Origin of the sequence: Paraburkholderia aromaticivorans (assembly GCF_012689525.1) — a bacterium.
In the GTDB taxonomy this organism is placed as follows: domain Bacteria; phylum Pseudomonadota; class Gammaproteobacteria; order Burkholderiales; family Burkholderiaceae; genus Paraburkholderia; species Paraburkholderia aromaticivorans_A.
Map to the genome: position 1 here is coordinate 976,685 of NZ_CP051516.1, position 17,484 is coordinate 994,168.

At 64.5% G+C, this 17,484-nt stretch carries 12 protein-coding genes, 1 tRNA gene and 1 pseudogene; 10 read left to right on the forward strand and 4 right to left on the reverse strand.

Annotated features, from left to right (window positions below; all coding sequences use genetic code 11):
• The first annotated feature begins 301 nt into the window (after positions 1-301).
• Both HF916_RS32330 and lolA read left to right on the forward strand, forming a co-directional pair.
• Positions 302-2,614, forward strand: coding sequence for a DNA translocase FtsK (locus HF916_RS32330; RefSeq protein ID WP_168792922.1), 2,313 nt, complete (start codon positions 302-304; stop codon positions 2,612-2,614).
• 303 nt (positions 2,615-2,917) lie between these two features.
• A complete protein-coding gene (gene lolA / locus HF916_RS32335) occupies positions 2,918-3,652 on the forward strand; it encodes an outer membrane lipoprotein chaperone LolA (RefSeq protein WP_168792923.1) in 735 nt (244 codons plus the stop codon).
• Between the two features lie 78 nt (positions 3,653-3,730).
• On the opposite strand, the gene HF916_RS32340 is transcribed toward lolA, so the two are convergent.
• Complete coding sequence (locus HF916_RS32340; RefSeq protein ID WP_168792924.1) at positions 3,731-4,651, reverse strand: LysR family transcriptional regulator; 921 nt, start codon at positions 4,649-4,651, stop codon at positions 3,731-3,733.
• A gap of 170 nt (positions 4,652-4,821) precedes the next feature.
• Here HF916_RS32340 and speB point away from each other — a divergent pair, with 170 nt between their 5' ends.
• On the forward strand, positions 4,822-5,811 hold the full coding sequence (speB, locus tag HF916_RS32345) for an agmatinase (RefSeq protein WP_168792925.1): 990 nt from the start codon (positions 4,822-4,824) through the stop codon (positions 5,809-5,811).
• Between the two features lie 81 nt (positions 5,812-5,892).
• On the opposite strand, the gene cytX is transcribed toward speB, so the two are convergent.
• Entirely contained in the window at positions 5,893-7,209 is a 1,317-nt protein-coding gene (gene cytX, locus HF916_RS32350) for a putative hydroxymethylpyrimidine transporter CytX (protein WP_168792926.1), read from the reverse strand.
• A 379-nt stretch (positions 7,210-7,588) separates the two neighbouring features.
• Here cytX and HF916_RS32355 point away from each other — a divergent pair, with 379 nt between their 5' ends.
• The 7 genes from HF916_RS32355 to HF916_RS32385 all read left to right on the forward strand — a co-directional run bounded on the left by HF916_RS32355 (position 7,589) and on the right by HF916_RS32385 (position 14,897).
• Positions 7,589-8,902 carry a replication-associated recombination protein A gene (locus HF916_RS32355; protein ID WP_168792927.1) on the forward strand — a complete coding sequence of 438 codons (1,314 nt, stop codon included), beginning with the start codon at positions 7,589-7,591 and terminating at the stop codon, positions 8,900-8,902.
• A gap of 294 nt (positions 8,903-9,196) precedes the next feature.
• Positions 9,197-10,492: a serine--tRNA ligase gene (gene serS, locus HF916_RS32360; protein WP_168792928.1), complete on the forward strand. Its 1,296-nt coding sequence runs from the start codon at positions 9,197-9,199 to the stop codon at positions 10,490-10,492.
• Between the two features lie 149 nt (positions 10,493-10,641).
• Positions 10,642-10,731, forward strand: a tRNA-Ser gene (locus tag HF916_RS32365).
• Between the two features lie 278 nt (positions 10,732-11,009).
• Positions 11,010-12,311 (forward strand): NAD(P)/FAD-dependent oxidoreductase, encoded by a 1,302-nt coding sequence (locus HF916_RS32370; protein WP_168792929.1) that lies wholly within the window; start codon positions 11,010-11,012, stop codon positions 12,309-12,311.
• The gene (locus HF916_RS32375; protein ID WP_168792930.1) at positions 12,308-13,159 is read left to right on the forward strand and encodes a DUF1365 domain-containing protein; all 852 of its coding nucleotides are present in this window, start codon (positions 12,308-12,310) and stop codon (positions 13,157-13,159) included. Before HF916_RS32370 ends, HF916_RS32375 begins: the two co-directional genes overlap by 4 nt.
• A 12-nt stretch (positions 13,160-13,171) precedes the next feature.
• Entirely contained in the window at positions 13,172-14,383 is a 1,212-nt protein-coding gene (locus tag HF916_RS32380; protein WP_168792931.1) for an SAM-dependent methyltransferase, read from the forward strand.
• A gap of 13 nt (positions 14,384-14,396) precedes the next feature.
• The gene (locus tag HF916_RS32385; protein WP_240975781.1) at positions 14,397-14,897 is read left to right on the forward strand and encodes a chalcone isomerase family protein; all 501 of its coding nucleotides are present in this window, start codon (positions 14,397-14,399) and stop codon (positions 14,895-14,897) included.
• Between the two features lie 244 nt (positions 14,898-15,141).
• On the opposite strand, the pseudogene HF916_RS32390 reads toward HF916_RS32385, so the two are convergent.
• Both HF916_RS32390 and HF916_RS32395 read right to left on the reverse strand, forming a co-directional pair.
• Positions 15,142-15,996: pseudogene (locus HF916_RS32390) on the reverse strand (alpha/beta hydrolase); the annotation flags it as partial.
• An 89-nt stretch (positions 15,997-16,085) separates the two neighbouring features.
• Positions 16,086-17,411 carry an Nramp family divalent metal transporter gene (locus tag HF916_RS32395; RefSeq protein ID WP_168792934.1) on the reverse strand — a complete coding sequence of 442 codons (1,326 nt, stop codon included), beginning with the start codon at positions 17,409-17,411 and terminating at the stop codon, positions 16,086-16,088.
• Between the last annotated feature and the right edge of the window lie 73 nt (positions 17,412-17,484).

Genomic DNA, 17,484 nt, shown 5'->3' on the forward strand with positions numbered 1-17,484 from the left:
TGCGAGGCCGCGCGACTTGAGCTGGAACTGTAGATGGGTATCAGCGCGACATTATAAAGGGCGGGGCGCCGGCCTGCTCCATGAAGCTTTCCGATCACGCCGATAGCGTCGGCGGCGGGCCTCGCAACGCCTTTCTGTGGCCAAACGGCCAAGTTACCGTCATTTACAGCCTCGCGCGGGACACTGCGTTTACAATAGGCCGGATCGAAGTTCCCGGAAGCCGGGATCGGCCCCGAAGCCGCGCTGGGCGAGGCTCCGCCAAGACTTAGGCCGGGAATCGGGCACACACGCAACAGGATCAATGGCAAAAGCTCCCTATTCCGCGAGCGCGCAGGCATTGCCGCACCGCATGTCGCGCCTTTTCACCGAAATCCGCTGGATCCTGCAGGTGGCGCTCGGCGTATTCCTGCTCATGGCGCTTGTCAGCTATAGCCGACGCGATCCGAGCTGGACTCATGCCGCGCAGGTCGACCATATCGCCAACTGGGCGGGCCGCGTCGGCGCGTGGACGTCCGACATCCTCCTGCTGCTGTTCGGCCTGTCCGCGTACTGGTGGATCGTGCTGCTCGGCCGCCATATCTCAGCGAACTACAAGCGCATCACTCGTCACGAGGAAGAGCAGGAAGATGCGCCGCGCGAGAGCTGGCTCGCCGACGCGTTCGCTTTCATGCTGGTCCTGCTGGCGTGTGACGGCATCGAGGCGCTGCGCATGTGGTCGCTGAAAGTGCAGTTGCCGCGCGCGCCGGGTGGCGTGATCGGCGAGGCCGTCGCGCGCGGCGTGTCGCATGCGCTGGGCTTCACGGGCGGCACGCTGGCGCTCCTGATCGCGCTCGGCATCGGCTTGTCGTTGTATTTCCGTTTTTCGTGGCTGTCGGTGTCGGAAAAGGTCGGCGAATCGATCATTTCCGCAGTGACTTTTGCCAAGCTGCGCCGCGAGGCCGGCCGCGACCGCAAGTTGGGCGAAGCGGCCGCCGTGAAGCGCGAAGGCAAGGTCGAGAAGGGCCGCGTGCGGATCGAGGAGCACGAGCCGGTCATGATCGTGCCGCCGGTCGTCACGCCGGCCAAGTCGGAACGCGTCGAGAAGGAGCGGCAAGTGCCGCTCTTCACAGACCTGCCGGGCGATTCAACCTTGCCGCCCATCTCGCTGCTCGATGCCGCGCCGGTCGCGCAGGAAACCATTTCGGCGGATACGCTGGAATTCACCTCGCGCCTGATCGAGAAGAAGCTCAAGGACTTCGGCGTCGACGTGAGCGTGGTCGCGGCGTATCCGGGGCCGGTGGTCACGCGTTATGAAATCGAGCCGGCCACGGGCGTGAAGGGCAGCCAGATCGTCGGTCTTGCCAAGGATCTCGCGCGTTCACTGTCGCTCGTGTCGATCCGCGTGGTCGAAACGATTCCGGGCAAGAATTTCATGGCGCTTGAGTTGCCGAACCAGCGTCGTCAGACCGTGAGCCTGTCGGAGATTCTCGGCTCGGCCGTTTATGCGGACGCCGCATCGCCGCTGACCATGGGCCTCGGCAAGGACATCGGCGGCAAGCCGGTGTGCGCCGACCTCGCGAAGATGCCGCACTTGCTGGTGGCGGGTACGACGGGTTCGGGCAAGTCGGTCGGCATCAACGCGATGATCCTGTCGCTGCTCTACAAGGCGAGCGCCGAGCAGGTCCGCATGATCCTGATCGACCCGAAGATGCTCGAAATGAGCGTGTACGAAGGCATTCCGCATCTGCTGTGTCCGGTGGTAACGGACATGCGTCAGGCTGGTCACGCGCTCAACTGGGCGGTCGCCGAAATGGAGCGCCGTTACAAGCTGATGAGCAAGCTCGGCGTGCGTAATCTTGCCGGCTACAACAACAAGATCGACGAAGCCGCCAAACGCGAAGAAAAGCTGCCGAATCCGTTCAGCCTCACGCCGGACGAACCGGAGCCGCTCACGCGCCTGCCGAACATCGTCGTGGTGATCGACGAACTGGCCGACCTCATGATGGTGGTCGGCAAGAAGGTCGAAGAACTGATCGCGCGGATCGCGCAGAAGGCGCGCGCGGCCGGGATTCACCTGATTCTGGCGACGCAGCGTCCGTCGGTGGATGTGATCACCGGTCTCATCAAGGCCAACGTGCCGACACGGATGGCCTTCCAGGTGTCGTCGAAGATCGACTCGCGCACCATTCTCGACCAGCAGGGCGCGGAATCGCTGCTCGGCATGGGCGACATGCTGTATCTGCCGCCGGGCAGCGGCTTGCCGGTGCGCGTGCACGGCGCGTTCGTGTCGGACGAGGAGGTGCATCGCGTCGTCGACAAACTCAAGGAACAGGGCGAGCCAAACTATATCGAGGGCATTCTCGAAGGCGGCGTGACGGGCGAGGGCGACGAAGGCTCCGCGGGCGCCGGGGGAACCGGATCGGGCGATGGCGAGTCGGACCCGTTATACGACCAGGCGGTCGATGTCGTGCTGAAGAACCGCCGTGCGTCGATCTCGCTAGTGCAGCGGCATTTGCGCATCGGCTATAACCGCGCGGCCCGCTTGCTCGAGCAGATGGAGAACTCGGGCGTGGTGTCGGCGATGTCGTCGAACGGCAATCGCGAGATTCTGGCGCCGGCGCGGGAAGCGGAATAGACCGAAGGGCCTCAGTTCCGCAGCGAGGCGAGCAGTGTGCCGTCGGTCGTGAAGCCGAGGCGCCTCGTTATCGCAACGGTGCGGACGGGGCAACCGGTACTTTGCCGCTTTCCGGCGCCGGCCGACCCGATAAGGCTCATTTAAGGCTGGTTGCCTAAGCTGATGGGCCAGGTAAGAGCGGCCGGCCGAAGGCAAGCCACCTGGCTTTGCGTCAGCCACTCGTCGCCGCAACGGGCACACAAGCATCGCCCATACGCCAGCGGTCACGACTGCTCAACGAATTCAATCAAGGGAGAAAACCACATGCAGCTATTCGCGCAGCAGCACGCTCGAGAGAATGCTCAATCCAGCCGATTCGGCCAGCTCGCCCGGACCCTCGTGCGCGGCGTAGGCAGCGTGGCGATCGGCGCGTCGGTGCTGTTCGCGTCGCAGGCGTTCGCGAGCGGCACCGAACAACTGAAGGCGTTCGTCGCGCAAGTGCATTCGGCGCGCGGCACCTTCGTCCAGCAGGAAGTGCGGGCGCCGAGCAAGGCGCAAGGTGCGAGCGGCACGTTGTCGACCACGGGTACCGGCAAGACCGGCACGTCGAGCGGCACCTTCACGTTCGCGCGTCCCGGCAAATTCATCTGGCAATACGAAAAGCCGTATGCGCAACTTCTGCAGGCGGACGGCGACAAGCTGTACGTCTACGACAAGGATCTGAATCAGGTGACGGTGCGCAGTCTCGGCGGCGCGCTTGGCGCGAGTCCGGCGGCGATCCTGTTCGGCAGCAACGATCTCGACAAGAACTTCACACTGCGCGACGCGGGCGTGAAGGCCGGCATCGACTGGCTCGAACTCACGCCGAAGGCGAAAGACACGCAGTTCCAGCGCGTCGGCATCGGCTTCAAGGACGGCAATCTCGAAGCGATGGAATTGCACGACGTGTTCGGCAACGTCACGCTGCTGACCTTCTCGAACATTCAGAAGAATCCGCCGCTGCCGGCCGATGCGTTCAAGTTCACGGTGCCGAAGGGCGCGGACGTGATCAACGGATAAGCCGTTACGCAGTTGGCGTGTGATCGCTAAAAAGCCACGGCATGCCGTGGCTTTTTTGTTGCGCGCGTTATTGGTCCACTATTCGTCCACTTCCAGCACCTGCACCGGATGCGCGGCCTTCATGTCGTCGATAAACGCTTCGACGATATCCGTTCGATGCTGCCGCGCCCGCGTGACCATGTGAAACGCGACGCGATAACGCATCTGCGCCGGATTCAGCGCGGCGAGCAGCCCTTGCTTGACGAACGGCGCTGCGAAATGCCCCGGCAGATAACCGAGGTGATGCCCGGAGAGCACCAGCATCGCGACCGCTTCCATGTTGTCCGCGACGGCGGTGACATTCTGCGGCGTGGTCGAGCTTTCGGCCTCAGGCAGCGGATAGCTGCGCCACGCCCATTCATGCTGCGCAGCCTCGGCAGGCGGCACCTCGCCGGCCTGAGCGAACAGCGGGTGACCTTTCGCGCAATAGGCGAGCTGATCTTCCGCGAACACCTCGGTGTATTCGAGCGACGGCACGCGATGCCAGAAATAGCCGATACCGATCTGAATCCGCCCATTCAGCAGCAGCTCTTCCAGTTCGCCCGGCGAGCGCACCAGAATCGAAAACCGCACCGACTGATCGCGCGCCCGGAACCGGCCGATCGCGTCGCTGATGCGCGCGCTTGCCGACACCGGCGTGTGGCCTATCATGCCGATATCGAGTGTGCCGACCAGCTTGCGGCCCACATTGCGCGCCTGCATGCCGAAGGTATCGACGGCTGAGAGCAGGGCGCGCGCGGCGTCGATGAACTGCTCGCCGCGCGCAGTCAGGCTGAAGCCGCCGCGGCCGCGTTCGCACAGCCGGTAGCCGAGGCGCGTTTCCAGCGTGGCAAGCTGCGTGCTGATGGTCGACTGGCCGACGTTGAGGGTCGCCTGGGCCGGCGAGACGCCGCCCGCGTCGACAATGGCTAGAAATACGCGGATCAGCCGCAGATCGAGATCGGTGAGTTGGGAGAACATACGTCAGGATACATCGCTGAAGATCAATGTGAAGTTTATTCCGTTGGTATTTTAACTTCTGGGAAACTGCTCAAGAATCGAGATTCGCCCGGCAAGGTGCGGTTTTGATGCTTCTCCTCGGCCGGTCTGCACGATTTTGCTTGCTGCCCCCTTTTCATTGCCGAGACACGATGAATACCTCTTCCTTCATTTCCCCAGAAGCCGGCGAACGGCCGCAACCGCTGTCGGGCAACGCCATGCCCCGCTGCGGCGGCATCGCGACGATGATGCGGCTGCCCAACGTCGGCTCGGCCGAAGGCTTCGACGCCTGCTTCGTCGGCGTGCCGTTCGACCTCGGCACCTCGAACCGGACCGGCGCGCGCTTCGGGCCGCGCCAGATCCGCAGCGAATCCGTGCTGCTGCGTCCGTACAACATGGCGACGCGCGCGGCGCCGTTCGATTCGCTGCGCGTGGCCGATCTCGGCGACGTCGCGATCAATCCGTATAACCTGCACGATTCGATCAAGCGCATCGAAACCGCGTATGACGAAATTCTTCAGCACGATTGCAAGCCCATCACGCTGGGCGGCGATCACACCATCGCGCTGCCGATCCTGCGCGCGATTCATCGCAAGCACGGCAAGGTCGGCCTGATTCACGTCGACGCGCACGCCGACGTCAACGACACCATGATGGGCGAGAAGATCGCGCACGGCACGCCGTTCCGGCGCGCGGTGGAAGAGGGCTTGCTCGATTGCGACCGCGTCGTGCAGATCGGTTTGCGCGGCACGGGTTACGCGGCGGAAGATTTCGACTGGTGCCGCGATCAGGGCTTCGAAGTGGTGCAGGCCGAGGCATGCTGGAACCAGTCGCTCGTGCCGTTGATGGCGCGCATCCGCGAGCGCATGGGCGACGGCCCGGTGTACATCACGTTCGACATCGACGGGATCGATCCGGCCTTTGCGCCGGGTACGGGCACGCCGGAAATCGCCGGCTTGACGGTGCCGCAGGCGCTGGAAATCATTCGCGGCTCGCGCGGGCTGAATATCGTCGGCTGCGATCTGGTCGAGGTCGCGCCGCCGTACGATCCGTTCGGCACGACCGCGCTGCTCGGCGCGAATCTCGCGTTCGAATTGTTGTGCGCGCTGCCGGGCGTCGAGTATCGGGCGTCCACGCGTTGAAGTGACATGAGCGATGAGAAAAGGCCTGCATTTGCAGGCCTTTTCGCTTTTAAGGGTGGCGCTTGCTCAATCAATCAAGTCTCAGGCATAAGCCGTCTTGCGCGCCGACACGAACACCAGATAACACACCGCACCGATCACCAGCGCGGGCAAGGTCGCGCCGAGATTCGGCAACCATTGATTGATCACCTGATACGCGACGATGCCGATGGCCCACGCAAGGAACGCGCTCAGATGCCAGCCGCCCGAGAAGCCGTAGCGGCCGCGTACGTCGGCGAGCGCGGCGGCTTCGATACGGCGCTTGCGGACGATGAAGTGATCCACCAGCACCACGCCGAACAGCGGCGCGAACACCGAGCCGATCAGCAGCAGGAAGTTCTGATACTTCGCCATCGGCACGGCGAGGGCGATCAGCGTGCACAGCGCGCCAAACGCCGCCGACAACAAAGGCACACTGCCACGCGCCCACACCGTGCCGGTCGATACCGCGGCCGAGTGGATATCCGCGAAGGCGTTGTCGACTTCATCGATCAGGATCAGCAGCAGCGCGAGGCCGCCGCCGGCTTGCGCCAGCGCGCCGGTCAGCAGCGCGTCGCCGCCGCCCGCCGCGAGGCCGTAGATCGCGCCGAGCGCGTAAAACCAGATGTTCGCGATGCCGTAGCCGAGTAGCGTGCCGCGGAAGGTTTCGCCGGGACGCCGGCCGAAGCGGGTGTAGTCGGCGATCAGCGGCAGCCACGACAGCGGCATGGCGACCACCAGATCGATGGCGCCGCCGAACGACATCTCACCCGTGCCCGGACGCTGCATCAGCGCGGCCAGATCGTGCTTGGCAAGCAGATTCCACGTGAGCCACGCCGCGCCCGCGAGCAGCAGCCAGATGCCCCATGTGCGCAGAAAGCGCCGCACGAACGACAGCGGGCCGCTGATCGCCAGCAGCGTCGCGAGCAAGCCGAAGATCACCGTCCAGATGAGCGGCATGGAGAGGCCGAAGGCCTGTTTGGCGAGAGCGTCGGCGGAATCGCGCATCACGATCACCTCGAACGAGCCCCAGCCGACCAGTTGCACCGCGTTCAGCACGGCGGGCACCGACGCGCCGCGTACGCCGAGCGTCGGCCGCAGCGACGACATGGCCGCGAGCCCCGTGTCCGTGCCGATCACGCCGGCCAGCGCCAGCAGCACCACGCCGATCACGCTGCCGATCACGATGGCCAGCAACGCATGCGGCAGTGACAGTCCCGGCACCAGCAGCGCGCCCGCCTGCGCGACCAGCAGGCCGATGCCGAGCGAGAACCAGAGCGCGAACGCGTCGCCGGTGCGGAACGCGCGGCGCGCGTCGGGCACCGGCGTGAGCGGTGCGTAGGTGGAACCGGCGTCGCCGGCGAGTGGATCTTGTGCCATCTGTTCTTGTCCCTGTTGATAGTGCTTGCCAACGTATTTGCCAGCTTATTTGCAAACTCGTTTGCCAACTCAGTTGCCAATCTAGCTGCGAAGTTGTGTCTGCTGTTATGTCCGCGGTTAGGGCATGCGTTGCCTGCCCTGTCCGGGTGATCGTCCAATTGTTTCACCCGTTGCCGGATTCCGGCCTGCCGGGCCGCCTGAGTCGTTCCCGGCGCGCCGCGTGTCCTTCGTCCGGGCGCCGAGCGATTCTTGCCTGTGCGCCGTCACTGTCATAATGCAGGACGTTGCCCGCACCTTCGCGTGCTGGCGTGGTTCACCGGCAGTACGCCGCCTTCACACGGACCGCGTCCGGAAAAGCCGAGATTATCCCCAAAACGTCATGTTTGAAGAAACCCGTGCCAATGTTCCGCTCGCCGAACGCCTGCGGCCCCGCAATATCGACGAAGTGATCGGTCAGAAGCACCTGCTCGGCCCGAACAAGCCGCTGCGGGTCGCCTTCGAATCCGGCGAAGCCCATTCGATGATCCTCTGGGGCCCGCCCGGCGTCGGTAAAACCACGCTCGCCCGGCTCATGGCCGATGCGTTTGACGCGGAGTTTATCGCGCTGTCCGCGGTGCTCTCGGGCGTGAAGGATATCCGCGAGGCCGTCGAGACCGCGCAGATTCATCGCGCGAACGGGCATCAGACGCTCGTGTTCGTCGACGAAGTGCATCGCTTCAACAAGAGCCAGCAAGACGCGTTCTTGCCGCACGTCGAGTCGGGGCTGTTCGTGTTCGTCGGCGCGACGACCGAGAATCCGTCGTTCGAGGTGAATAGCGCATTACTCTCGCGTGCCGCCGTCTACGTGCTGAAAAGCCTGACCGACGAAGAGCAGCGTGAGTTGCTCGAACGCGCGCAGCAGGAACTCGGCGGCCTCACGTTCACCGATGAAGCCCGCGACGCGCTGATCGGTTCCGCCGACGGCGACGGCCGCAAGCTGCTGAACAACCTCGAAATCGTCGCGCGGGCGGCGGCGCAGCAAAAGACCACCGAAATCGACGGTGCCTTGCTCGGCAGTGCGCTGGCCGAAAATCTGCGTCGCTTCGATAAAGGCGGCGACGCATTCTACGACCAGATCAGCGCGCTGCATAAATCGGTGCGCGGCAGCAGCCCGGACGGCGCGCTGTACTGGTTCTGCCGCATGCTCGACGGCGGCGCGGACCCGCGTTATCTGGCGCGCCGCATCGTGCGCATGGCATGGGAAGACATCGGCCTCGCCGATCCGCGCGCCGCGCGCATCGCGCTCGACGCCGCCGAAACCTACGAGCGCCTGGGCACGCCCGAGGGCGAGCTGGCGTTGGCGCAGGCGATCATCTATCTGGCGGTCGCGCCGAAGTCGAACGCCGGATACAACGCGTATAACGAGGTACGCCGCTTCGTTAGCAAGGATCAGTCGCGCGGCGTGCCGGTGCATCTGCGCAACGCGCCGACCAAGCTGATGAAGGAACTCGGCTACGGTCACGAGTACCGCTACGCACACGACGAACCCGATGCCTACGCGGCCGGCGAGACCTATCTGCCGGACAACATGCGCGATCCGCATTGGTACGAGCCGACGCCGCGCGGTCTCGAAGGCAAGATCGGCGACAAGATGGCGCGTCTGGCGGAGCTCGATGCGCAGTGGCGCAGTGAGAACAAGCCGAAGAAGGGGTGAGGTTTTCTGGCGCATCTTGCGCTGCGGCTCGCTGTGCGCGTGGTTTCGCGCCTCGCTGCGGGCCTTGTTTCGCACGTGGCTGTGCGCCTCGTTTCGCGCCTCGCTTTGTGCTTCGACGTACGCCTTGTTTCATGCCTCGCCGTGAGGCTTGCTGTGCGCCTCGTTCCGCTCCTCGTTCCGCGCCGCAGCGCGCGCCGTGTCGGCATTCCGCGCATGCCGGCCATCTAACGCACCGGCCGCCCGCGCCGGTGCGCTAAAATCCCATCTTCATACAACGAACACCCGCCCCATTCCATGCTCGACACTCAGCTGCTGCGTAAAGACCTCGACGGCGTCGCCAAGCGCCTCGCCGACCGCGGCTATACCCTCGACGTGGCGGCCTTCGCCGCGCTCGAAGCGGAACGCCGCGATACCCAGACCCGTACCGAAGAGATGCAGGCGCGCCGCAACAGCCTGTCAAAGCAGATCGGCGCGATGAAAGGCAAGGGCGAGGACACCTCGGCGGTGATGGCCGAAGTGGGCGGTATCGGTGACGGGATGAAAGCGTCGGCGGCCAAGCTCGACGACATCCAGAAGCGTCTGTCGGAACTGCTGCAAGGCGTGCCGAATCTGCCGCATGAAAGCGTGCCGATGGGCGACGACGAAACCGGCAATGTCGAAGTGCGGCGCTGGGGCACGCCGCGCCAGTTCGATTTCGAGGTGAAGGATCACGTCGATGTCGGCACGCCGCTCGGGCTCGACTTCGAGACCGGCGCGAAGCTCTCGGGCGCGCGTTTCACCATGTTGCGCGGCCAGATTGCGCGGCTGCATCGCGCGCTCGCGCAGTTCATGATCGACACGCACACGCAGCAGCACGGCTATACGGAGGTCTACACGCCGTACATCGTGAATCCGGAAATTCTGTACGGCACCGGCCAACTGCCCAAATTCGCCGACGACATGTTCCGCGTCGAGAAGGGCGGCGACGAGAACACGGTCACGCAGTACCTGATCTCCACGTCGGAGATTTCGCTGACGAACACGGTGCGCGACAGCATCCTCGAAGCGGACGCGCTGCCGATCAAGCTGACCGCGCATTCGCCGTGCTTCCGCTCGGAAGCGGGCTCGTATGGCCGCGACACGCGCGGTCTGATCCGCCAGCATCAATTCGACAAGGTCGAGATGGTGCAGATCGTCGCGCCGGAAGCGTCGTACGCCGCGCTGGAGCAGATGGTCGGCCACGCGGAGGCGATTCTGCAGAAGCTGGAATTGCCGTACCGCGTGATTACGCTGTGCACGGGCGACATGGGTTTTTCAGCGGCCAAGACGTACGACCTGGAAGTGTGGGTGCCGGCGCAAAATACCTATCGCGAAATCTCGAGCTGCTCGAACACGGAGTCGTTCCAGGCTCGTCGCATGCAGGCGCGTTATCGCAATGCGCAAGGCAAGCCGGAACTGGTGCACACGCTGAACGGTTCGGGTCTGGCCGTCGGCCGTACGCTCGTGGCGGTGCTCGAGAACTTCCAGAACGCCGATGGTTCGGTCACCGTGCCGGCGGCGTTGCGTCCGTACATCGGCGGTGTGGAGCGGCTGGAATTGCCGGCTGCCTGATTGGAGCGCTGGTGATCGCCAAGTCCCTTTGAAAATTTTTTGACGAGGGGCTTGGAAATCGAATTCAGCTGTTCTATAATCTTTCTCTCCCAAGCAACGACCCGCTTGGATCTGACGAAGCGGCCTTGTTGCTGCGAGTTAGAAGACCCGGAAAGGTGGCAGAGTGGTCGAATGCGCTGGACTCGAAATCCAGTGTACCTTTAGGGGTACCGTGAGTTCGAATCTCACCCTTTCCGCCAATTTAGAAAACAGGCCCTTCGGGGCCTGTTTTCGTTTCTACACGGCGCGCGTTCAAAAATTCTCGTGGCGATCGATCAATGTATCGAGCCGTTGACCGCAGCGAGAGCACCCACGGCTAGCTCATCAGCTTCGTTTCGCGGTCGCCAAACTGAATCGACTGCGCAATCGCAGCCAAACGCATCCATTCCCGCCCTCGCTGCGTAAATCCCTTCAAGGACGCGCACCCCCCGCCTCACCCCGCTAACCCACCGCGCGCCCCCGACCAGGAGACGCGCCCATGCCCCATTCCGCACCGACCTCACCACTACCGCGCGGCTCGCGGGTCGCGGTCATCGGCGCCGGTATCTCGGGTTTGGCGAGTGCCTATCTGCTGGCGCGCAACCATCGGGTCACGCTGTTCGAATCGGCCGGCTACCTGGGCGGCCACACCAATACAGTGGATGTCACGCTCGGCGGCCACACGCATCCCGTCGACACCGGCTTCCTGGTGTTCAACGACCACACCTATCCGAACCTGATCGCGCTGTTCGCCGAACTGGGCGTGCAGTCGCATCCGAGCGACATGACCTTCTCGGTCTCGCTCGACGAAGGTCGCCTCGAATGGGCCGGCACCAGTCTGAACACAGTGTTCGCGCAGCGCCGCAACCTTTTTTCGCCGACCTTCATCGGCATGCTGCGCGACATCATGCGTTTTAACGGCAGCGCGCAACGCAACCTCGAACTGGCGATTGAAACGCGCGCGTCGATGGGCGATCTGCTGACGGAAGGCGGCTACGGCGGCGCGTTCCAGCGTCAATACTTGCTGCCGATGGCCGCCGCGATCTGGTCGAGCGCTACCGCCGACATCCTCGCGTTCCCGGCGACCACCTTCTTGCGCTTCTGCCTGAACCACGCGCTGTTGCAGGTGAATCGCCGGCCGCAGTGGAAGACCGTGGTCGGCGGCGGCCGCGCGTATGTGAAGCGTCTAACCAGCACGCTCGACGACGTCCGCATCGGTACTGCAGTGCGCGGCGTGCGGCGCGACGCCGATGGCGTCGACGTGTTCACTGACAACGGCACCGAGCGTTTCGACGCGCTGGTGCTCGCCACTCACGCACCGACCACGCTGCGTCTGCTGGAGGACGCCGATCAGGATGAACGCAGCGTGCTCGCCGCAGTACGCTATCAACCGAACGTCGCGGTGCTGCATACGGATACGAATCTGCTGCCGCGTCGTCAGCGCGTGTGGTCGGCGTGGAATTATCTGGGCAGCCGGAGTGTCGACGGCACGCACCCGGTGTGCGTCAGTTATCTGGTCAATCAGCTGCAGCCGCTGCCGTTCAGGACGCCGCTCGTCGTCACGCTCAACCCGGTGACCCAGCCGGCGCCAGGCACCGAACTGCGCCGCTTCGTCTACGACCATCCGCTGTTCGATCTGGCCGCCATCGACGCGCAGCATCGTCTGCCGTCGCTGCAAGGCAAGCGCCGCACGTGGTTCGCGGGCGCATGGACGGGCTATGGTTTTCATGAGGATGGTCTGAAATCGGCGCTGAGCGTCGCCGCCGATTTCGACGCATCGCCGGCATGGGCCAAGCTATGAAACCGCCGAGCGACAACGCCGGCGCTGATCCAGCAGCCTGGCTTCTGACCGGCAAGGTGATGCACGAACGTCTGCGGCCAAAACATCATCGCTTCATGTATCCCGTGTTTTACGTGCGATGCGACCTGGATCGACTGGCCTCGCTCGATAGCGGCTGGTTCGGCATCGACCGATGGCGGCCGCTCAGTCTGTATCGACGCGACCACGGTCCGCGCGACGGCAGCGACCTCGCAGCATGGATGCGTAAGCAACTATCGGCAACGGGCATTGAAGAAGCGAATGGCCGGATCTGGCTGCAAGCTTTCCCACGCGTGTTCGGCTACGCGTTTAATCCGGTCAGTTTCTGGTTCTGTCACGACCGCGACGGCCAACTGCGCGCGCTGCTGGCCGAAGTGCGCAACACATTCGGCGAGCGCTACAGCTATCTGCTCAGCGCAAGCGGCAACGCGCCGATCGCCGCGAATACGCGGCTCATGTGCCGCAAAGTGCTGCACGTGTCGCCGTTTTGCCGTGTGGAAGGCGGCTACAGCTTCCGCGTCAAGGAAACGCCTGGCAGCGCGTCGGTCTCGATCGACTATCACGACGCCGACGGTCTGCTGATCCGCACCGCACTGGGTGGCCGCCTGACGCCGCTCACGCGCGCGGCCGGGTTCGCCGCGCTGCTGCGTCAGCCGCTGCTGAGCGTGGGCGTCGTCGCGAGAATCCACTGGCAGGCCTTGCGCCTTGCCCTCAAGAAAGCGCCGTTCCACGGCAAAAACCCCGCGCCGGCCCGCACCGACGACGCGTCCACCCACCACGCCGCAGCCGCCAAACCATCCGCCGCCGCGCGCCCCATTTCGTCCGATTGAGGAGATCCAGTCATGGCGCTTTCAAGAACCCTGAGCGGGCAGCAAACCGCCCCCGCGTCAGGCCGTCTGTTTCTGTCCTTGCTCGAACGGATCCAGGTGGGTCATCTGATCCTGATCACGCCCGACGGTCAGCAGCGCGTGTTCGGCGACCCGCACGCGGCGCCCGGCGCGCGTCTGGAGATGCGTGACTGGCGCGCGTGCGGCGCGATTCTGCGCAAAGGCGATATCGGTTTCGCGGACGCGTGGCGCTCCTTCTGGGTCGATACGCCCGATCTGGCCGCGCTGCTGCGCGTCGCGATCCGCAATGAGCGCGCTCTGCAACGCACGGTGTATGGCGGCTGGCTCGCGCAACTCTGGTACGGACTGCGTCATAAGCTGAGGCCGAACACGCGTTCGGGCAGCCGGCGCAACATTCACGCGCACTACGACATCGGCAACGCGTTTTACGCGCAGTGGCTCGACGCGACCTTTACCTATTCGAGCGCGGTGTTCGACGGCCATTTCCATCAATCACTCGAAGACGCGCAGCACGCGAAGTATCAACGCATCATCGATACGCTCGGTTTGCGCGAAGGCATGCACATTCTGGAAATCGGCTGCGGGTGGGGCGCTTTTGCGCTGCACGCGGCGCGTCTGGGCATCCACGTGCATGGTGTGACGATCTCGCCGGCACAACTCGAATTCGCCCAGCAGCGTGTGAACGAAGCAGGCCTGAGCGAGCGCGTGCAACTCGAACTGCGCGACTACCGCAGCTTGACCGGTCAGTACGACGGCGTCGTATCGATTGAAATGTTCGAGGCCGTCGGCGAAAAATTCTGGCCGACGTACTTTCGCATTCTGCGCGAATGTCTGCGGCCGGGCGCTCGCGCGCTGGTGCAAACCATCACGATCGACGACTCGCACTTTGCCGCTTATCGCGCGACGAGCGACTTCATTCGCGAGTTCATTTTTCCCGGCGGCATGTTGCCGAGCCCGCAGCGTTTCGCGGAAGCGGCGCGGCGCGGCAAGCTCACGACGCGCACGTCGCTGGCGTTCGGCCGCGATTACGCGGAGACCTTGCGTCGTTGGCGCGGCGCATTCGAAGCGCAACTCGGCACGATCCGCGCGCAGGGTTTCGATGAGATTTTCGTACGCACGTGGCGGCTGTATCTGGCGTATTGCGAAGCCGGCTTCGACGAAGGACGCACGGACGTGCTGCAGTTCGTGCTCTCGAAGGCCGACTGACGTGCGCGCGTTCGTGGCTCTCGCACTGGTCTTGTGGGCGAGCGCCGCTTGCGCGGACTGGCGCGGCGACGTGCAGTCCGCGCAACTCGTCGGCGAAGGCGATTTCAGCGTGCTCGGCTTCCGGCTCTATCGCGCGCAGATGTGGAGCGAACGCGTGCCGGTCGATTACGAGGCCCGCTTCGCGCTGCACATCGTCTACGCACACGGCATCAAACGCGAGCGCCTCGCGGACACCGGTATCAGCGAGATCAAGCGTCTGGCGGGTGCACCGATTCCGGCCGACACGCTGGAACGCTGGCGCGCGGACATGCTGCAGGCCTTCGTGGATGTCGGTCCCGGCGACCAGTTGAGCGCGGTCTACCTGCCGGACAAGGGCGTGCGTTTTTATGCCGGCGAGCGCATGACCGGCGAGTTCGATGATCCCGCGTTCGCGCGCGCGTTCTTCGGCATCTGGCTCGATCCGTCGACGCGCGCACCGACTTTGCGTAAGCAATTGCTGGGCATGGCGCGGTAGTTCACGGCGGGTTGCAGCGGCGCTATTCGTTGATGCCCAAGTTGCTTTGCTTCTGGCAATCGGTGCCGGCGGCGGGCGCCCCTGTGGATGCCGCACCGTCACACGGCGCAGCGGCCGCCTTCGCGCGCTGCCGACGCAATTGATAAACGTTGCCTTGCGCGTCGAAAGAGGCGGCCGGCGATTGCGCGTCACCGCGTGCGGCACCACCACGCGAACGCCGCGCTTCATTGTTCGCCTGTTTGTCGATAAACGCGCTCGCATCGTCGAGCACGGGCGCAAAGCCGCGCAACGGCCCGGCGAACGCGCCCACCAGCAGCGCATGCCCGACGCGCGGATAGTGCTTCACTTCGACATCCGCGTCGCCCGATGCACGCAGTTTCGCCGCGAGCCGGTCGGTGTTGCCCGGATCGACCGTCGTATCGCGCTGGCCTGCCGCGAGAAACATCGGCGGCTCGTCGCCGGCGACAAAGTTGATCGGCTGACTCGCGGCAAGCAACGCACGCGGGAAAATTTCCTCGAGCGTGGCGTCGTGCAACGGCAGAAAATCATACGGGCCAGCCAGGCCAATCACGCCGCTGATATCGCTTTTGCTCATCTGCTGCGCGGCGAGATAGCGGCCGTCGGTGGCGAGCAGCATCACGATATGCGCGCCCGCCGAGTGTCCCATCAAAAAGATTCGCGACGGATCGCCGCCGAACTCGGCCGCGTGGTCGCGTGCCCAGCGCACGGCCGTGGCCGCGTCGTCGACGAAACCGGGGAACGCGGTGTCGGGCCACGTCCGATAGTCCGGCAGCACGGCGACGAAGCCGCGCGAGGCCAATGCCGCGCCGACGAACAGATAGTTGCTGCGCGAACCGTTCTGCCAACTGCCGCCGTAGAAGAACACCACGACCGGGCGGCCGTGCGAAGCGGCTGTCGGCGCGCCGGCGGTGGGTACGTAGACGTCGAGTTTCTGGCGCGGCGCGTTGCCGTAAGCAAGGCCGTTTTCGGCGCGGAACTGCTTGTGCGATACGGCGGCGTTGAGCACGCCGGCCGCGCTGCAGCCGCCGAGAGCGGCGAAGGCCAGCGTGGCGGTCAAGGTAAGCAGGCGTCGAGGCATGGAAGTCGAGTCCGTCCGAAGAGATGCGTTCGAACAATGTACGCGCCAACTCCTCGAGCGGATGCAGATCGCGCTATGACCCGGCTGGCTCACGCGACATGAAACGGCGGCCACGGCGAAATGCCGGCCACTTGCAGCAGCAGAATGAGATTGAGCGCCAGCACGACGATCGTGCCGAGGATCGCCGCGAGGGTCGTCGCACGACGATTCCGGTAGCGGCCCATCAGATCGCCGCGCGAGGTGAACCACACGAGCGCGATCATCGGCACGGGCAGGGCGATGCTGAGCACCACCTGGCTCAGCACCAATGCGCGCGTCGCGTCGACGCCGCAGGCCACCACCGCGAAGGCCGGCGCCATCGTGATCAACCGCCGCGCCCACACGGGAATATGAAAGCCGACGAAGCCCTGCATGATCATTTGCCCGGCCATCGTGCCAACCACCGAACTCGACACGCCCGACGCGATCAACGCGGCCAGAAAGAGACCCGCCGCCGCGCCGCCGAGCAGCGGCGTGAGCGTGCGCCACGCAGTCTCGATGCTGGCGATCTCCGGGTGCCCCGCATGAAACGCGCTCGAGGCCATGATCACCATCGCCATGTTGATGAACCCGGCCACGCCGAGCGCGACCACCACTTCGATATTGGAAAAGCGCAGCAGCCTCGCGCGCTCGCCGTCATTGCGCGGTTTCACGCGATTCTGCGTGAGCCCCGAATGCAGGAACAGCACATGCGGCATGACAGTGGCGCCGATGATGCCGACCGATATCGTCAACGCGTTGCTATCGGGCACGCGCGGCGTGAACGTGTGCGCGATCACCGATGGCCAATGCACCGGTGCGATCAGCAACTCGGTGAGATACGACAGTCCGATCACGGCGATCAGCGCCGCGATCGCCAGTTCGAGCGGCCGGAAGCCGCGCTTTTCGAATTGCAGCAAGCCGTACGTGACGGCTGCGGTGATCAGCATGCTCGGTATCATCGGCAGATGCGTGAGCAACGACACACCGATCGCGCCGCCGACGAATTCGGCCAGATCGGTCGCCATCGCCGCGATTTCGCTGATGCCCCACATTGCGAGGACAGAGCGGCGTGGCAGCGCCTCGCGGCATAACTCGGCGAGATTGCGCCCGGTTACGAGACCGAGCTTGGCCGACAGCGACTGGAACAGCATCGCGACGACGTTCGCCACCGCCACGACCCACAGCAGCGTATAGCCATATCCCGCGCCCGCCTGAATATTGGTGGCGAAGTTGCCGGGGTCCATGTACGCGATTGACGCCACCACCGCCGGCCCGACGAACGGCAGCATCGCACGCACGCCCCGGCGCCTTCCCGCCAGCGTTTCGCGAACGTCGAAACAGGTCTGCTCGGTGAGCGTCTGCGGCACGGCGCCCTGGCTCATCGCTTCGTTCATGGCGGCTCCTGTACGTCGTCAAGCGTTCAAGGCAATCCACACGACGTCCGGCCAACGGGTTGAGCGCGATCAT

Bases quoted from the DNA above. Each gene is read 5' to 3' on its own strand.
- HF916_RS32330 (WP_168792922.1), top strand. From the start codon at position 302: ATGGCAAAAGCTCCCTATTCCGCGAGCGCGCAGGCATTGCCGCACCGC.
- lolA (WP_168792923.1), top strand. From the start codon at position 2,918: ATGCAGCTATTCGCGCAGCAGCACGCTCGAGAGAATGCTCAATCCAGC.
- HF916_RS32340 (WP_168792924.1), bottom strand. From the start codon at position 4,651: ATGTTCTCCCAACTCACCGATCTCGATCTGCGGCTGATCCGCGTATTT.
- speB (WP_168792925.1), top strand. From the start codon at position 4,822: ATGAATACCTCTTCCTTCATTTCCCCAGAAGCCGGCGAACGGCCGCAA.
- cytX (WP_168792926.1), bottom strand. From the start codon at position 7,209: ATGGCACAAGATCCACTCGCCGGCGACGCCGGTTCCACCTACGCACCG.
- HF916_RS32355 (WP_168792927.1), top strand. From the start codon at position 7,589: ATGTTTGAAGAAACCCGTGCCAATGTTCCGCTCGCCGAACGCCTGCGG.
- serS (WP_168792928.1), top strand. From the start codon at position 9,197: ATGCTCGACACTCAGCTGCTGCGTAAAGACCTCGACGGCGTCGCCAAG.
- HF916_RS32370 (WP_168792929.1), top strand. From the start codon at position 11,010: ATGCCCCATTCCGCACCGACCTCACCACTACCGCGCGGCTCGCGGGTC.
- HF916_RS32375 (WP_168792930.1), top strand. From the start codon at position 12,308: ATGAAACCGCCGAGCGACAACGCCGGCGCTGATCCAGCAGCCTGGCTT.
- HF916_RS32380 (WP_168792931.1), top strand. From the start codon at position 13,172: ATGGCGCTTTCAAGAACCCTGAGCGGGCAGCAAACCGCCCCCGCGTCA.
- HF916_RS32395 (WP_168792934.1), bottom strand. From the start codon at position 17,411: ATGAACGAAGCGATGAGCCAGGGCGCCGTGCCGCAGACGCTCACCGAG.